The sequence below is a fragment of the Nostoc sp. genome, assembly GCF_036916575.1.
Classification (GTDB): Bacteria; Cyanobacteriota; Cyanobacteriia; order Cyanobacteriales; family Nostocaceae; genus Nostoc.
This window is the reverse complement of record NZ_JBALGC010000107.1, coordinates 109,531-124,496: the sequence shown is the minus strand read 5'-3', so window position 1 is coordinate 124,496 and position 14,966 is coordinate 109,531. Positions and strand designations below refer to the sequence as shown.

13 protein-coding genes are annotated in these 14,966 nt (G+C 41.6%); 5 read left to right on the top strand and 8 right to left on the bottom strand.

Annotated features, from left to right (window positions below; all coding sequences use genetic code 11):
• Positions 1 to 227: hypothetical protein (locus V7L29_RS24305; protein WP_334737052.1), on the top strand; the 227-nt coding region annotated here is incomplete at its 5' end.
• A 6-nt stretch (positions 228 to 233) separates the two neighbouring features.
• On the opposite strand, the gene V7L29_RS24300 is transcribed toward V7L29_RS24305, so the two are convergent.
• Together V7L29_RS24300 and V7L29_RS24295 are read right to left on the bottom strand one after the other, a co-directional pair.
• Positions 234 to 1,037, bottom strand: coding sequence for a cyclic nucleotide-binding domain-containing protein (locus V7L29_RS24300; RefSeq protein WP_334737051.1), 804 nt, complete (start codon positions 1,035 to 1,037; stop codon positions 234 to 236).
• 69 nt (positions 1,038 to 1,106) lie between these two features.
• Positions 1,107 to 1,880, bottom strand: a complete 774-nt coding sequence (locus tag V7L29_RS24295) for a peptidylprolyl isomerase (protein WP_334737050.1) — start codon at positions 1,878 to 1,880, stop codon at positions 1,107 to 1,109.
• Between the two features lie 275 nt (positions 1,881 to 2,155).
• Here V7L29_RS24295 and V7L29_RS24290 point away from each other — a divergent pair, with 275 nt between their 5' ends.
• Entirely contained in the window at positions 2,156 to 2,320 is a 165-nt protein-coding gene (locus V7L29_RS24290) for a hypothetical protein (protein WP_334737049.1), read from the top strand.
• Positions 2,321 to 2,460: 140 nt separating this feature from the next.
• Here V7L29_RS24290 and V7L29_RS24285 read toward each other — a convergent pair whose 3' ends face one another.
• The 3 genes from V7L29_RS24285 to V7L29_RS24275 all read right to left on the bottom strand — a co-directional run bounded on the left by V7L29_RS24285 (position 2,461) and on the right by V7L29_RS24275 (position 4,030).
• Positions 2,461 to 3,219, bottom strand: a complete 759-nt coding sequence (locus V7L29_RS24285; RefSeq protein WP_334737048.1) for a PPC domain-containing protein — start codon at positions 3,217 to 3,219, stop codon at positions 2,461 to 2,463.
• A 300-nt stretch (positions 3,220 to 3,519) separates the two neighbouring features.
• Positions 3,520 to 3,666: a hypothetical protein gene (locus tag V7L29_RS24280; protein WP_334737047.1), complete on the bottom strand. Its 147-nt coding sequence runs from the start codon at positions 3,664 to 3,666 to the stop codon at positions 3,520 to 3,522.
• 85 nt (positions 3,667 to 3,751) lie between these two features.
• A complete protein-coding gene (locus V7L29_RS24275) occupies positions 3,752 to 4,030 on the bottom strand; it encodes a hypothetical protein (protein ID WP_334737046.1) in 279 nt (92 codons plus the stop codon).
• Between the two features lie 419 nt (positions 4,031 to 4,449).
• Between V7L29_RS24275 and V7L29_RS24270 the strand changes: the two genes are divergently transcribed.
• On the top strand, positions 4,450 to 5,658 hold the full coding sequence (locus tag V7L29_RS24270) for a glycosyltransferase family A protein (RefSeq protein ID WP_334737045.1): 1,209 nt from the start codon (positions 4,450 to 4,452) through the stop codon (positions 5,656 to 5,658).
• A gap of 225 nt (positions 5,659 to 5,883) precedes the next feature.
• Here the strand turns inward: V7L29_RS24270 and V7L29_RS24265 are convergent, their stop codons facing one another.
• The 3 genes from V7L29_RS24265 to V7L29_RS24255 are packed head-to-tail and all read right to left on the bottom strand — an operon-like array spanning position 5,884 to position 8,364.
• Positions 5,884 to 6,474, bottom strand: coding sequence for an SAM-dependent methyltransferase (locus V7L29_RS24265; RefSeq protein WP_334737044.1), 591 nt, complete (start codon positions 6,472 to 6,474; stop codon positions 5,884 to 5,886).
• Positions 6,471 to 7,217 (bottom strand): PIG-L deacetylase family protein, encoded by a 747-nt coding sequence (locus V7L29_RS24260; protein WP_334737043.1) that lies wholly within the window; start codon positions 7,215 to 7,217, stop codon positions 6,471 to 6,473. Before V7L29_RS24260 ends, V7L29_RS24265 begins: the two co-directional genes overlap by 4 nt.
• Positions 7,210 to 8,364, bottom strand: coding sequence for an acyl-CoA dehydrogenase family protein (locus tag V7L29_RS24255; protein WP_334737042.1), 1,155 nt, complete (start codon positions 8,362 to 8,364; stop codon positions 7,210 to 7,212). Before V7L29_RS24255 ends, V7L29_RS24260 begins: the two co-directional genes overlap by 8 nt.
• Before the next feature lie 1,286 nt (positions 8,365 to 9,650).
• Here V7L29_RS24255 and V7L29_RS24250 point away from each other — a divergent pair.
• Positions 9,651 to 10,838, top strand: coding sequence for a TRC40/GET3/ArsA family transport-energizing ATPase (locus V7L29_RS24250; RefSeq protein ID WP_334688033.1), 1,188 nt, complete (start codon positions 9,651 to 9,653; stop codon positions 10,836 to 10,838).
• A 256-nt stretch (positions 10,839 to 11,094) separates the two neighbouring features.
• Positions 11,095 to 14,952, top strand: coding sequence for a GAF domain-containing protein (locus V7L29_RS24245; RefSeq protein WP_334737041.1), 3,858 nt, complete (start codon positions 11,095 to 11,097; stop codon positions 14,950 to 14,952).
• Positions 14,953 to 14,966 lie beyond the last annotated feature (14 nt).

Below are 14,966 nucleotides of genomic sequence, written 5' to 3'. Positions count from 1 at the left end.
AGCACCGAATTTTAATTACTGTACCGTATATGCTGCGCTGTTTCTTGAATCCTTTACCAGTAAGCATTTCAAGACTTAACGGGAAAAGTCAGATGCTGCCCTTGTGTTCGTGCTGCTTTGTCAACACCCGTCGCAACGTATCTTTGCGCCAGGAGATGTTAAAGTATTGGCTCAACATCTGGAAGCAAGCCAGGGAAGCATCCAGCGGCCCTCTACCCTTGATATAAGGATATTTATTTTTGTTTACCCTTAGCTGCTGGTTCTTCTGTGACAGTAATTTCTGAAGCGTAGGGAATCTCTGCGGGTAAAAGTGTTTTTGGTGTAAGAGGGGCAAGATTTTCTCCAAGTATTGACTTGGGTAACCCCACTAGACGCATACTTGGATTAAATTTCAGCTTGGGGTTGAGATCATCCAACTCTAGGCGACTCCCCACAGGAAAGTAAACACTCGAACTACTGCTAACTAACCACAAGAATTCTGAATCTAACTGCTGGAGAGATGCTTTGCGTGTAGGGAATGTTTGGATAACTGCTGCTTGAGTTGCTGTGCGGGCAAGTTTAACTAAATTCCTGCTACCATCTGCCCGACGACTCAGTTCCTCCATCAGCAATTCATATACTTCTATTAGGGAGGCAGTATTGTCTAATGCTTGGGCAAAAGCCTTCTCCTGCTGAATCAATGCCAGAAAATCAGCGATCGCCAGATTAAAGGTGATAACTTCAGTAGAAGCGATCGCAGTTTCACAAGCAATACCCCGCACATGACTTACCCAACCCAAAACCTCTCCTGGTGAGAGTAACTTTAGTGTCACCGGATTTTGTCCTTGGGAATTGTAGCCTAATAAACGTGCTTGTCCTTGGTAGATAATGCTAATCTGATCGGGCATTGTTTCCCGTGCTACTATTAGCTGCCCGATGCGATAGCGGCAAAATTGCACTTTGGTGAGCCAATTTTCTAAAACATTTGCTGGCAGATAATTGAAAGGAAACAGTTCAGCAACAAATTCTTGAATATCAACGGTTGTATTTGTCATCATTTTGCATCCAATTTTAATTTCTCTTCTTTCTTCGTGCTCTTTGCGTCCTTTGCGGTTCGTTCCTTTACCCTATGCAGCTTCTTGAACCTGTGCTGGTTTGGTGTTGATTCCCATCCAGATTTTTTCTTCAGGTGAGAGTTGACTTAGTTGCTGTTTAAACCAAATTTCAAAATTCTCTTGCAGCAATCGTTGGCGCATAAAATCGTCCAACTGTGCAGTTATAAACTTTTCCACACGTACAATCACCCATGATTCTCCAAAGGGTATAGGTGCTTGAACTATACTCACTTGACTTGTGCAAAGTAACTGAGCAAAATTGGGGGTAATAGTACCAAGTTCCACTGGGCCAATGATGCCACTTGTATCAGCTTCTGGCCCTTGAGAATATTCACGCGCTAGTTCAGCAAATGACTGTTCTCCTTCTGTAATTCGGAAGAATAGCTCGTTAGCAGTTCCTCTATTTTCAGTCCGAATTAAAGAATAAATGACTTTATCAAAATGCCTTTTGTATTTGAGAAAGTAAGATTCTAGTTGATGTCCCCAAGTTGCTTGTTTGAACTTTTCTACTCTGAACTTTCGGGTGGCGAAAAGTTCTAATTGTTCTTGAGTTAGACCGTAACGTAAGCACCAATCTTGAATTTTTTGCTTGGTTGTCAAATCCCACTGCTGATAAAATTGCTCTAGAGCCTGAGTTATTTCGGCATGTGTGCAGGTGATGGGTGCGATCGCAGATTCGATGATGCTCTGAGATAATAATTGCGGAATTAGGTTGTAATTAGCTAAGAAGGGGATTATTTCTGGCGGTAAGAGACCGCAATCGCCTAGTTGTAATGTTTTATTCATATTTTTTTGTGCAAATATTTGAGCTATGCAGCCATAAAATTTAAAAATTTTCAACACAGCCTTAGCTGTTTGGTTGGTTTTATGGTTGCCGTGTTCAGAACCTATTGTTTAACCGTGAATCTAAAATAAGCTATTTTCTCAATAAACACAGCATGAAAAAGACCTTAATAGTTAGGTGTTTGAAATTAAATTCCGGCTACTTTGTATTGTTTAGTCATAAAAAGTCTCATAACTCACCATTGGCGTCATCAAGAATGAGTTTGATCAAATAAAGGATGTATGAAGAAGTAGGCGAAAGCTTGCGTCAGGCAATAGTTTTGGCAAACCTTGGCCATACCCAAAAAGTTGTTGTAATTGATACAAAAAAACCTCTGAGTTACCAGAGGTTTTTTACGGTTAACTTGATGTTTTTAGCAGTCTTTAGGCGATCGCTGGTATGATGTAATTACGTTGCCTAAAGTGTGGAATAAAAGCAGCAAAGTTCAGGTATGATTCTCTGCCGCTTGCATCATTTGCATACCCTTGAAAGCACTGCTATACAATACTTTCAAGTACTACTAATCACTGGCAATGCCTAAACTTAAGCAGGGATGATCGTCGATTGAAAATTCACATTGTAGTTAGTGCTACCAGTGAATTCAGTGACCTGCAAGAAGTAGTTACCAGATCCATCAACGAGGAGCTGTTCTGGAGTAATACCTCCCCTACTAGAGCTGGCAATTTCCTCACCTGCATCGACGATACGATTGTTGTTAAAGTCTCGAATCACTCGGATATCAGCATCGCTGCTTAATCCGTCTAATCTAATGTCAACCCTCTGAAGTCTTCCTAAAGAGAAGCTATAAACATCGGTAGTGTTCTGGTTATTGACGTTACCTGTACGAGTGATGTTACCTACCGCTGACAAGTCACCAATTATAAATTCCTTAGGTAGAAGGTTGCTAGAACTGGCTGAAACTGGAATAGTTCCAGAAGGTTTAGTTGCAGACAAGGCTAAATCGTAACTGACATCGCCTGAACTACTAGCAAAGCGAGATACTTCAGCAAAAAAAGTACCTGAGCTAGTTTTAAAGTTAATTGCGTCATCTTGGTTGAGTGCCCGAGTGGAAACAAGTCCAGCTTGTCTGTCAAAACTATCTAGTACACCGTTATTGTTAGCATCTCGAAACAATGCGATGTCGGCATCATCGCCAGCGCTGATATCTGTCAAAGACAGGTTGATGTTGCTGGCATTGGTGATTTTGAACTGAAAGACATCTGTGGGTTCAGATGCATTCAAATTAACGTTATCCTTAACAACAGGAGTGCTACCTAGTGTACCAAGATCGTAAAGTGTCATTTTTTTGTCCTTTAGGTGTTAATTGTGATGTGGTCAAGTTAAGATTAAGTTGTGGTTTGCACATATGTAAACCTCCGATTTAAATCGGTATTTACTGGATGTAGCAGCTTATAGTTTGATGAAAATAAAGAAAATTTATTATTTTCAATAGAGCCTTAGCTGTTTGGTTTTGTGCTTGCCGTGTTCAGAACCTGTTGTTTAACCATGAATCTAAATTAAGCTGTTTCTTCAATAAACACAGCATGAAAAAGACCTCAATAGTTAGGTGTTTGAAAGGAAATTCAAAGTGCTTTGTATTATTTAGTCATAAAAAGTCTTATAACTCACCTTCGCGTCATCGAGAATGAGTTTGATGAAATAAGGAATGTGTGAAGAAGCAGGCGATCGCTTTGGCAAACCTTTGTCGCGCCAAACCAATGTTGTAATTGATACAAAAAAATAGTTCACAAGTGCGATCGCAATCAGTAACCGTTTGTGACGGAAGGCATCAACTAGCGCGTCCGTTGGCGTTTATGCTAGAATTCCAGCAATACTAGTACAACACGGTGGAAATAAACAGACCATTCAAAATGGCACAAAAGTCCAGAATACAATTCTTTTTACTTTTGACTTTTGACTTCTGCCTTGCGGTACTAGTGGTTAATAAAGCAATACCTATTTGAACTGAATTCCAATGGCGATCTGGGGTTAAGAAAATTGCCAAGTAAGGTTTAAAAACATCTCGCACATCGCCCAAGGAAAGGTTGAGCCAGATATAAACTATCAAAAGATGTGCTTTTAAAATCACCCTTTGAATGTTTATAACCACCAAAAAGCAGGTTATTAATCTTGCGTTTAAGTTTTTGCATAAATCTGCTTTGGTCTTGTTTGATTACTTTTAATAACAAACATTAATAATTTGTCATATCATTCGTCTACTTCTTAAGACTGATTTTAACTAAAACAATTAAATACATTATTTAAAAAATAAATGATTTAAGTATGATTTAATAGTCTAAAGTTTGATATTAGCAAAAAATCTCTAAGGACTATGCGTTGATTAGTAAAGCTTTTAATGAAAGCAGACGGACGGTAGTGTTTGATTGGTTCTGTTCATAAAGTTTTAATCATACTGTAGGTAGATTCCAAGTAAATGAGAGAAAATCCAAAATAATATTACAAATAGTAATAATTTTTGATTGTAAATGAGTATACTGTATCGCTGTTCCCAGAGATGGGAAAATGGTTTTTATGAAAAGTAAGCGCTTGCTTTTTCTTGCTGACTTTCCATCTGCACAACTTGATAAAGACTCTTCTCAAACTTTAGTCCAAGTACCGCCTTCACCGGATTGTGAAGTTTGTGTAATTGTTCCAGTCCGCAATGAAGCTCAGACATTGGTAGCAAGCCTTACTGCCTTAATACATCAAGTTGATCTAGAAGGACAGCTTTTAGATCCCAGACGCTATGAAATAATTTTGTTGGCAAATAATTGTAGCGATGATTCAGCAGCTATAGCCCGGAGTTTCGCGGGGCAACATCCAGATATAGCACTGCATGTAGTTGAAAAAACTCTGCCACCTGCACAAGCCTATATTGGTCGAGTGCGGCAGATTTTGATGGATGAAGCATACCGCCGTTTGTCTAGTTTAGGACGTACAAGGGGGGTAATTGCTTCAACTGATGGAGACTCGCAAGTAAGCCCAACTTGGATTGCTGCCAACCTGTACGAAATTACTTGTGGTGCTGATGCTGTAGGTGGGCGAATTCTCACTGATCGCGCCGAGCGCTCCAATCTAGACCCCTACACCAGAGCTTGTTATCTGCGCTATGTAGGCTACCGTTATTTAATTGCAGAGTTGGAAACTTACCTCGATCCCAATCCCTATGACAGCTTTCCCCGCCACCATCAACACTATGGAGCAAGTTTGGCAGTAACAGCAGAAATGTACGCACTAGCAGGAGGCTTACCGCCAGTACAGACTCTTGAAGATGTAGCGTTTTATCGTGCTTTAGTGCGAGTAAACGCTCGTTTTCGCCACAGTCTGTTAGTGCAAGTAATAACTTCGGCAAGACAAATCGGACGCGCTAGCGTTGGTATGGCGAACCAGTTAAGTCAGTGGGCAGAAATGGGACGGCAACAGCAATCATTTTTAATAGAGTCAGCGGCGGCTATCGAAACTCGTTTTGTTGCACGTCGCCAATTACGAGTGATCTGGTGCTGCGCTCTCAATGGCTATCAGCCAAGTCATCCCAGCGTCGCGTCCTTGGCAGAGATGCTGGGAATTTCGGCCCAATGGCTTGTCGAGAAATTAACGCAACCTTATACCTTTGGTGAGTTGTTTGAACTAGTCGAAGAACGCCAGCAAGAAGAACAAACTTGGGCTTCACGCTGGAAAGAAGTGGATATTAAACAAGCAATTGGGGATTTGCGCTTGCGTCTTAAGAGTTTGCGTCAGTAATTGCTAACGGGAAGCGTTACCCGAAAGTAGGGCAACGCTTCCAAATATAAAAATATCCCATTGCTTTTTAGGCAGCAGAGAGCAGGGGAAGGAAAAGTCCTTTTAATTCGATAAATTGGATAATTGATTTTTTGGAGTTCGCCTACAGTAACGCTTAGGGAGATTCAAAGCCGTTTCTTCCAAAAGGTAAAACTAAACACCAAAAAATAAGACTCATTTTATTTCTCAGACTCGCTCGAATAAATCAAGTCGATATTCTTCCTCGCGTTGACCTTTTAAGTGCCGCAGTTTATTCGGGGTCAACTCAAAAAACGAGTCATGAACTTCATCTCCGCTCAATGGATAATCACGGACATGGAGTGTCCAATGAACTAAAAGTAGATGTCCTCCAGGTTCCAAGTGTTCTAAAATGTACTGTTGCGATTTTTTCAGGTCTTCCCAGCTCAAGTAATAGCCAACTTCCGAGATTAGAGTTAAATCAAACATTTCATCTGGAAATTGCTCTGGGACACGCATAATTTGGAACCTGACATTGGAAAGATGCTGACAGCGCTCTATTGCTCTACTTTGAGCTATTGTTGATACGTCAATCGAGAGGAGTGAGTCACAACGCTTTTGGAGTTTCTCAGTTAAAACACCAATAGAACCACCCATTTCAAAGGCAGAGCGATAGCGCTCTTTAGGTAAAGCTGCGATTGTGGCAGCATATTTGTTAGCTTCGTATTCACTCGTCTCAAACTTCCACGGGTCGGGATCTTCGGTGTAGAGTTTATCGAAGTAGCTGGGTGGTAAAGAATCAGATTGTGACGGGTTCATAGGTTTTCCTCTATATAAACTTCCCAAGGATGAGTAAAGTTCGCTAACATTTCGGCACTCAGGCGAAAGCCTTCTGGGTCATCGTCAATTAAATCTGTAATTTGGGAACGATAAGCAGCGATCGCTTGCTGTTTCAACTCCACCACTGCGCTAATATTTAACCGCCAGGTTGTCACTTCCAGAGATGCTGGCAAACTCCCCCGTTGCTTACAGTCCCAATCCCAAATAGGATATTCAATCAATCGGGGGGATAAGCGCAAATCATCCAGCGCTGCTTTAATTAACTTCCACGTTGCTCGGTGGTCTGCATGAGGGTCATATCGCCACGGCAAAAAGATAATTTCTGGGGCGATTTCTGTGATAAAAGCACGACAACTAGCTACTGCACTTTGATACTGTGTTGTAATTGACCCATCTTGCATTCTCCAGAAGCTGACAACATTTGTCTCTAAACCTAGTAATTTCATTGCTGATAGCGTTTCCGCTTCCCGCAATTCCCGGAGTCTATCTGCGGTATATTTCTGAGAACGAGGGTGTGAAAGTGTACCATCACTGACAACTAATACTTGCACATGACAATTTAAAGACCGTAACAGAGCGATCGCACCTCCACAACCTAATGTTTCATCATCAGGATGGGGTGCGACGATTAGCGCCGGACTACAAGCGATCTCTTTAATTGAACGCCAAGGCAAAATACTAGGATTGTTTAGTGGTAGTCCAATCAAGCTAGATTTATTCATCGTTCCAAAGCAAATTAGCAGGATTACTTTTACCCAAGACATACTGCCCTACATTTGCCAAGGATGCATCAAAAGCAGGTTGACGCAGATACAAAGTCAAATCTCGGATGATGCGTTCCATCGGATTTGGTGGCATTAAGCCACGAGTCCCAACAGAACGTTCGCACAACTGCATCACATCAATGCAAATTTGTTCAATTGCTGTCCTCACCATATTTGCATAGGCAACAAGTTGGTCTGCTTGCGGGTGGGGAACTGTGGGATAGCCACCAAATATAGGTGCATACGCTGCTACCTTATCCGCAGCCCCCTGCAGCCAGAGATTACCACTTTCAATGGCGATTGCCATTCTGCCAAGCCGTTCTTTTTGATATGGATCGTTCGTATATTCCAAGTCCTGGAGATACTGGCGAGTCAGGTTAAACAGTGCTTCTGCCCCACCTAATTGTACAGCCGCAAACCGAATCACCCCAGCAGATAACCAAGGCTGTCGATAGTAATCTCCTGGCTGTCCAATTAAAGCGCTTTGATCCAACTCTACACCGCTAAAATCTACTTTATAACTAGCAGTAGCTCGCATCCCAGATGGTTGCCACCAAGCTGGATCGCTAACTGTTGTCACTTCGTCCATCGGCACAATGCATATTTGCCAACCGCCGTCTGGCAATACTCCATTAACAAAAGGACGTTCCACATAGCCTGCGCCAGTACAAAAGGTTTTAGAACCTTCCAACCGATAACGCCCATTTTCATAAGGAATTACCTTCACACCATCTGAGGCTTCGGCATTCCAAACGCCAAATATTTTATGATGCTCGCGGGCATCACGAGCGTAGCTTGTGATTTGTTCTCCAGTACCAAAGGTCTGAATTAGTTGCAGAGCGTTGATATGTCCTTCATAAATTCGCCCAACTGCTAGATTGCCATGCCCTATCTGTTTTAATAGTATTAGAAGCTCGTAGGTAACATTAGCATCTATTCCTGCACCCCATCCGCCTAATTCTTTTGCCAATGGTGCAGCCAACAATCCAGCCTTAGCAATCAACTCAAGCTCGTGCTTGGGGAAAGCACCATTGTAATCTATTACACTGGCATTATTTGCACAATAGTCAGCAATTTCTGTGGCACGTTTGAGATCCAGAGTCATGTTGGAATCATGCCATTTTGGAATGACGACATTCTGTGGTAGTTGGATGCTAATAACCGACTCCTTTGTATAATCTTTCTTTATGCATTGTTGATAATAATCAAATTAAGTCAATTAATACCTCTATCTTTTGTGTGATTATATACTCAATAAAAAGAGAGAAAATTAAAATACCTTTAAGAGGATGTTTAACTGTCCCATCGCTTATTTCGATCTGACCTTTCTTTCTTACTGACTAAAGAGGCAGTTCTTAGCAGGGAGCAGCTCTTGCAGGGGGAGAAAAATTTTGGAATTCCCGTGGCTTTAAGGGTTTCAAGCCCCTAAATTTATTTCTGCTCAAAGTAAAAATATTTATTTCGAGACGCGTTCGCGGAGCGTCTCGTAGAGAAGCGCTAGAAATAATACGCCCAGGCGAGACGTTTCCATTAGCTATTCGTTTTTATTCTAAGCCCCTCTCTTACAAAGTTCAGATGCCAACGGCGGGAACCGCCGCTCTGACTTTGCGCTAAATTTATTTATGGGGTTCTCCCCCCAGCAAGAACTGCAAGACAGCCCCTTTTCCTGTTGACTAATGACACAAGAAGCTACGACAGACAAAAAGACAGTCAATGCGACTTTTAGGATGTCGCCTCAAGACTGGGAAACCCTGAAAAACAAAGCCTCTCAACTAGGAATAACTCGAATGGAGCTTTTTACCCAGATAGCGAGGGGGGAAATCAAGCTAGAGCACGGGTTGCTCCTCAAAAGGTTTGCCCCCTGCTAGTTAGACGAACTCTAAAACTTTTATCTGGAGTGAAATCAACTCCTTGTTCTGCAACGCTTGTACCGCTGACGTAATAGTAAACATCAATTCCGTTTGAAAGTAGAGTACCACCAGTAACATTAAGTCTAAATGTAGCTTTTTTGTCTTTTTCAGAAGCACTTACAGCAGTGATTTTAATGGTAAGTAGATTATTTACTTTGCCAGTCGGATTGCTGCGATCGCTATCAATATAAGCAGCATTGAGTCCGTTTTGGTTGTTAGAAGAATCGAGCTTTGTGTTGAAGTATTGAGCGGCGATTGCCTGTCCTAAAGCTTGACCGTTATTTCCACCTACCTGTACTTACTGTAACGCTGTTATTTGTAAAGTTGCTATTTAACATAAGCAGTCCTAACCAACACGAGAGCTTCTCGATAGACGAGAATATTGTTCACACCAAGAGGTGGTGAAACAGCATTTATTTTCCATAAACAGTCGATAATGTAAATAAATGTAATAAAATCCTCAGGCAGGACAGAAGCATCTATGCGTGTAATTTTAATGACCGGTAAAGGCGGCGTGGGCAAAACTTCCGTTGCTGCTGCAACTGGGCTTCGTTGTGCGGAACTAGGCTATCAGACATTGGTTTTAAGTACAGATCCCGCTCACTCCCTGGCAGACAGTTTTGACATCGAAATGGGACATATACCCCGAAAAATTCGCCCAAATTTGTGGGGTGCAGAACTGGATGCGCTGCAAGAACTGGAGGGAAACTGGGGTGCCGTGAAACGTTACATTACCCAAGTTTTACAGGCAAGGGGTTTAGAGGGCATACAGGCGGAAGAATTGGCAATTTTACCAGGCATGGATGAGATTTTTGGCTTGGTAAGGATGAAACGCCATTACGATGAAGGTGAGTTTGATGTCTTAATTATCGACTCAGCCCCCACGGGCACAGCACTGCGCTTGCTGAGTTTACCTGAAGTCGGTGGCTGGTATATGCGCCGTTTTTACAAACCATTTCAAAACATTTCGGTGGCACTTCGACCTCTGGTTGAACCTTTTTTTAGACCGATTGCTGGTTTTTCGCTACCAGATAAAGAGGTGATGGATGCACCTTATGAGTTTTATGAACAAATTGAAGCTCTGGAAAAAGTATTAACAGACAATACTCAAACCTCAGTGCGTCTTGTTACTAATCCCGAAAAGATGGTGATTAAAGAATCTCTGCGTGCCCATGCTTATCTGAGTTTGTATAATGTCGCAACAGATTTAGTAGTGGCTAATCGGATTATTCCTAGCGTTGTCCAAGATCCATTTTTCCAACGTTGGAAGGAAAGTCAGGAGCAATATCGCCGGGAAATTCATGATAATTTTCACCCTCTACCTGTAAAAGAAATTCCCCTGTTTTCTGAGGAAATGTGTGGATTGGCTTCATTAGAACGCTTGAAGGAAACCCTTTATAAAGATGAAGATCCGACTCAGGTTTATTATAAAGAAACGACTCTTAGAGTCGTGCAAAAGGAAAATCAATACAGCTTAGAACTTTACTTACCTGGTATTCCTAAAGACCAAGTTCAACTGAGTAAAACTGGAGATGAATTAAACATTACTATTGGCAACCATCGTCGTAACTTAGTTTTGCCGCAAGCCTTAGCAGCACTACAACCAGCAGGGGCAAAGATGGAAGAGGACTATCTGAAAATCAGCTTTGCTGACAATATAAGTGTTTAAGTTTGTTGCTCCAGCAATGTTTGACAACAACTCAAAACTAAAAATCAAGAATCTTTTCTTGTAGCTAGTACAGACGCAATTATTTTAGCGTCTGTTTTTATAATGTTTGGGTGAATTTTGATAAAGGGTAAATAAATATTTTGATTAATGATTTGCCCGTAGTTGTACTGAAGACAAATTGATTAAATAAATCTCAAAATGGCTTTAGATTTAATTATGCCAGTTTGCGAATTATTAATTTATTTTGTTATAAGCAATGACCTCTACCCCTGAACAAGATTTGCCCTTATGTCACCATCAAGAAAGTTTACTACGCCGGATTACAAACCGTATTCGACGAAGCTTAGAGTTGGAAGAAATTATCACAGTCACAACGGCAGAGGTGCGATCGCTACTAAAAACTGACCGAGTGATGATTTACAAATTTCATGCCGATGGCAGTGGTCAGGTCATTGCTGAGTCAATTTACAAAAATCGGTTGCCGTCGCTAGTGGGATTGAATTTTCCTGCTGATGATATTCCACTTACTGCCCGTGAACTATTTATCAAATCACGGGTGCGTTCTGTTATTAATGTTGATACTCAAGAGATTGGTCAAAGTCACCTACGTGAGTTAGAAAATGGAGAAACCATCTCAGAGGAGATCCGTTACCGCCCTGTAGACTCCTGCCATATTGAATATTTGACGGCAATGGGGGTAAAGTCCTCTGTAGCAGCGCCTATTCTCTATCAAGATCAACTTTGGGGGCTACTGGTGTCTCATAATTCTCAAGCGCGTTTGATTTCAGAATATGAACTAGAAGCAGTACAGATGGTAGTCGATCAGCTATCTGTGGCGATCGCTCAAAGTACCCTCCTCACTCAAGCCCGTGAAAAAGCCGAACGTGAAGCTATCATTAATCGCATTTCTACACTACTGCATTCACTACCCACAATTGTATTACAGCCAGCCTTAGAAGCGGCCGTTGCTGCATTTGATGGTGTTGGTGGCAGGCTTTGCATTAGAAATGAAGCTTTTGATTTCCACAATGGCAACGTAACCAGCTTAACAGAATGCTTAGTACCAGGAAATAGTTGTATCAAGCTTTATATCTGTGGACAGCAACCTGTGATGCCAGAACAAACTATATATCCACTGATCGAGCAGTATAGTGTCTGGCAGGAACACTATAAGTCTAGTAAGTACGATGTTTGGGCGATTTTAGATATATATAACACTCCTAGCTTGCGAACTTTGCAAGTTGCTTTTCAACCAACTAAAATTCGCAGCATGTTGATGATCCCACTCCAGTATCGTCAGCAGTTGCTGGGCTATTTAAGTATTTTCCGCAACGAAATAGATACAGAAACCCTATGGGCGGGGCAGTATGACAGCGATCAAAGGCAATTATACCCCCGACAATCCTTTGAAGTTTGGCGCGAATCTAAAAAGGCACAAGCTCGCAAATGGACACTTGAAGAGATTGAATTGGCTAGAGACATTGGTAAACACTTTGCTTCAGCAATTCAGCAGTATGAACTTTACCAACAGGTTCAAACCTTCAATGAAAATTTAGAAAAACAAGTCAAAAGGCGTACACTTGAACTGCAACGGACAGCGGAACAACAACAGGCTGTATTTAAAGTTATTGCCGAAATTCGTGAGTCTCTTGACACCGATACTATTTTTCAAACAACCACTAAAGAGGTTTGTCAATTAATCAAAGCTGATCGTGTTTCTGTTTATCGTTTTGATTCTGATTGGGGTGGGAAATTTGTCGGCGATTTTGAGGCTGCTAGTCCATATTGGTCGAATCAATCGGTACTAGGAATTAATACTATTTGGAATGACACCTACTTACAAGACACACAAGGAGGGCGCTACCGCAACAATGAAACATTTGCGGTGGATGACATTTATAAGATGGGATTTGCTCAATGTCATATCGACAATCTAGAGCAGTTTCAAATTCACGCTTTTGTGCTTGCTCCGATTTTTGTTGGGCAGAAACTTTGGGGTTTGCTGGCAACTTATCAACACACTGGGCCTCGCCAATGGAAAAAATACGAAATTAACTTTTTCAGCCAGATTGCTGGCCAAATAGGTGTAGCACTCCAGCAAGCTGAATTACTTACGCAAACAAAACAGCAGACGTTAAGTTTGCGACAAGCAGCAGAACAACAACAGATATTGTTTGAAGTTGTTGCCAAAATTCGGGAATCTCTTGATCTAAAGACAGTTTTTGCTGCAACTGTCTATGAAGTCCGTCGCTCTTTGAATGCTGACAGAGTGATAGTATACCGCTTTGACCCGAATTCCGAACTCGATGAAGGTGAAATTGTTTCAGAGGGTGTTTTGCCAGAGTTTACTTCTGCTTTAACATTAAAAATTCAAGACAACTGCTTTAAGAAGAAGTATGATGCCCTCTATCGTCGGGGACGCATCCATGCGATCGCTGATATCCACAACTCTGGACTGAATGTTTGTTATGTCAAAATGCTGGAGCAACTCCAAGTTAAAGCCAATTTAGTTTTGCCACTGGCTAAAAGTAATCAACTGTGGGGTTTGTTGTGCATTCACCAGTGCAACCAACCGCGTGAATGGCAATCCTCAGAAATCCAGTTCGCTACCCAAGTTGCTGCACAGCTTTCTGTAGCACTGGAACAAACTGATTTACTTGAACAAACCAAGCATCAGGCTGTTGATTTGCGACAAGCGGCAGAACAACAACAGGTATTGTTTGAAGTTGTTGCGAAAATCCGAAAATCTCTTGACTTAAATATGATTTTTCAGACTACCACTCAAGAAATTTGCAAATCACTGCAAGCGGATCGTGTGGCTGTCTATCGCTTTCATCCAGATTGGAGTGGTGAATATATCGCCGAGTTTGTGGGTGATGGGTGGGTAAAACTTGTAGGTTCTGATTTTAAGACAGTTTGGGAAGATAGCTATTTACAGGAAACCGAAGGTGGACGATATCGCCATAATGAAAGTTATATAGTTGATGATATCTATCAGTCTGGTCACTCAGAGTGTCACATTGCAGTTTTGGAGCAATTACAAGTAAAGGCGTATGCGATCGCACCTATATTTATCGGGCAACAGCTATGGGGCTTACTAGCAGCTTATCAGAATTCTGCACCCCGCCATTGGGAAGCCTCGGAAATTAAGTTCATCACTCAAATTGCTAATCAGCTTGGGGTTGGACTTCAACAAGCCCAATTACATAATCAAACCAAAGAGCAGACCCAAAAGCTGGCTCAAGCTTTGCATGATTTAAAGCAAACTCAAACCCAACTGATCCAAACTGAGAAAATGTCCTCACTAGGTCAACTGGTAGCTGGTGTTGCTCACGAAATTAATAACCCCGTGAACTTCATTTATGGCAACATCAATCATGTTAACGAGTACGCCCAAGATTTACTCAGTATACTAGACCTCTATTTGCAAGATTGTCCTAATCCCAGCCCTGAGATTCGCGATCGCTCTGAAGAAATAGACTTAGAATTTATCATGGAGGATTTGCCTAAAACTTTATCTTCTATGAAAATTGGCGTTGATCGCATCCGTCAAATTGTTTTGGGTTTACGGAATTTCTCTCGCCTAGACCACGCGGAAATGAAGCCAGTTAATATTCACGAAGGCATTGATAGCACGCTGCTAATTTTACAGCATCGCTTGAAAGCAAAACCCGAAAGTCCAGCTATTAAATTAGTCAAAGAATACAGTGACCTTCCCTTGGTAGAGTGCTATGCCGGGCCTCTGAATCAGGTATTTATGAATGTTTTGACCAATGCGATCGATGCTTTAGAAGATTACAGGGAATCTCAATCAAAATCTCATAGCAATCAAATTACTATCCGTACTGCTCTTGGAGAGCTTGAAGGCAATGTCAAAAGTGTAGTAATTCGCATTGCAGATAATGGCTCAGGAATACCCGAAGCCCTAAAGGCAAGAATCTGCGACCCATTTTTCACTACTAAGCCAGTGGGAAAAGGCACTGGTTTGGGGTTGTCAATTAGTTATCAGATTGTCGTAGATAAACACGGTGGTATGTTTAAATGTGATTCTCAGCCGGGGTTAGGTACAGAATTTTGGATTGAAATTCCGGTGCTACAAATCACCAAATTCTAAAAACAAAAACATAA

Coding starts and splice junctions, on each gene's coding strand:
- V7L29_RS24300 (WP_334737051.1), bottom strand. CDS start 1,037: ATGATGACAAATACAACCGTTGATATTCAAGAATTTGTTGCTGAACTG.
- V7L29_RS24295 (WP_334737050.1), bottom strand. CDS start 1,880: ATGAATAAAACATTACAACTAGGCGATTGCGGTCTCTTACCGCCAGAA.
- V7L29_RS24290 (WP_334737049.1), top strand. CDS start 2,156: ATGTATGAAGAAGTAGGCGAAAGCTTGCGTCAGGCAATAGTTTTGGCA.
- V7L29_RS24285 (WP_334737048.1), bottom strand. CDS start 3,219: ATGACACTTTACGATCTTGGTACACTAGGTAGCACTCCTGTTGTTAAG.
- V7L29_RS24270 (WP_334737045.1), top strand. CDS start 4,450: ATGAAAAGTAAGCGCTTGCTTTTTCTTGCTGACTTTCCATCTGCACAA.
- V7L29_RS24265 (WP_334737044.1), bottom strand. CDS start 6,474: ATGAACCCGTCACAATCTGATTCTTTACCACCCAGCTACTTCGATAAA.
- V7L29_RS24260 (WP_334737043.1), bottom strand. CDS start 7,217: ATGAATAAATCTAGCTTGATTGGACTACCACTAAACAATCCTAGTATT.
- V7L29_RS24255 (WP_334737042.1), bottom strand. CDS start 8,364: ATGACTCTGGATCTCAAACGTGCCACAGAAATTGCTGACTATTGTGCA.
- V7L29_RS24250 (WP_334688033.1), top strand. CDS start 9,651: ATGCGTGTAATTTTAATGACCGGTAAAGGCGGCGTGGGCAAAACTTCC.
- V7L29_RS24245 (WP_334737041.1), top strand. CDS start 11,095: ATGACCTCTACCCCTGAACAAGATTTGCCCTTATGTCACCATCAAGAA.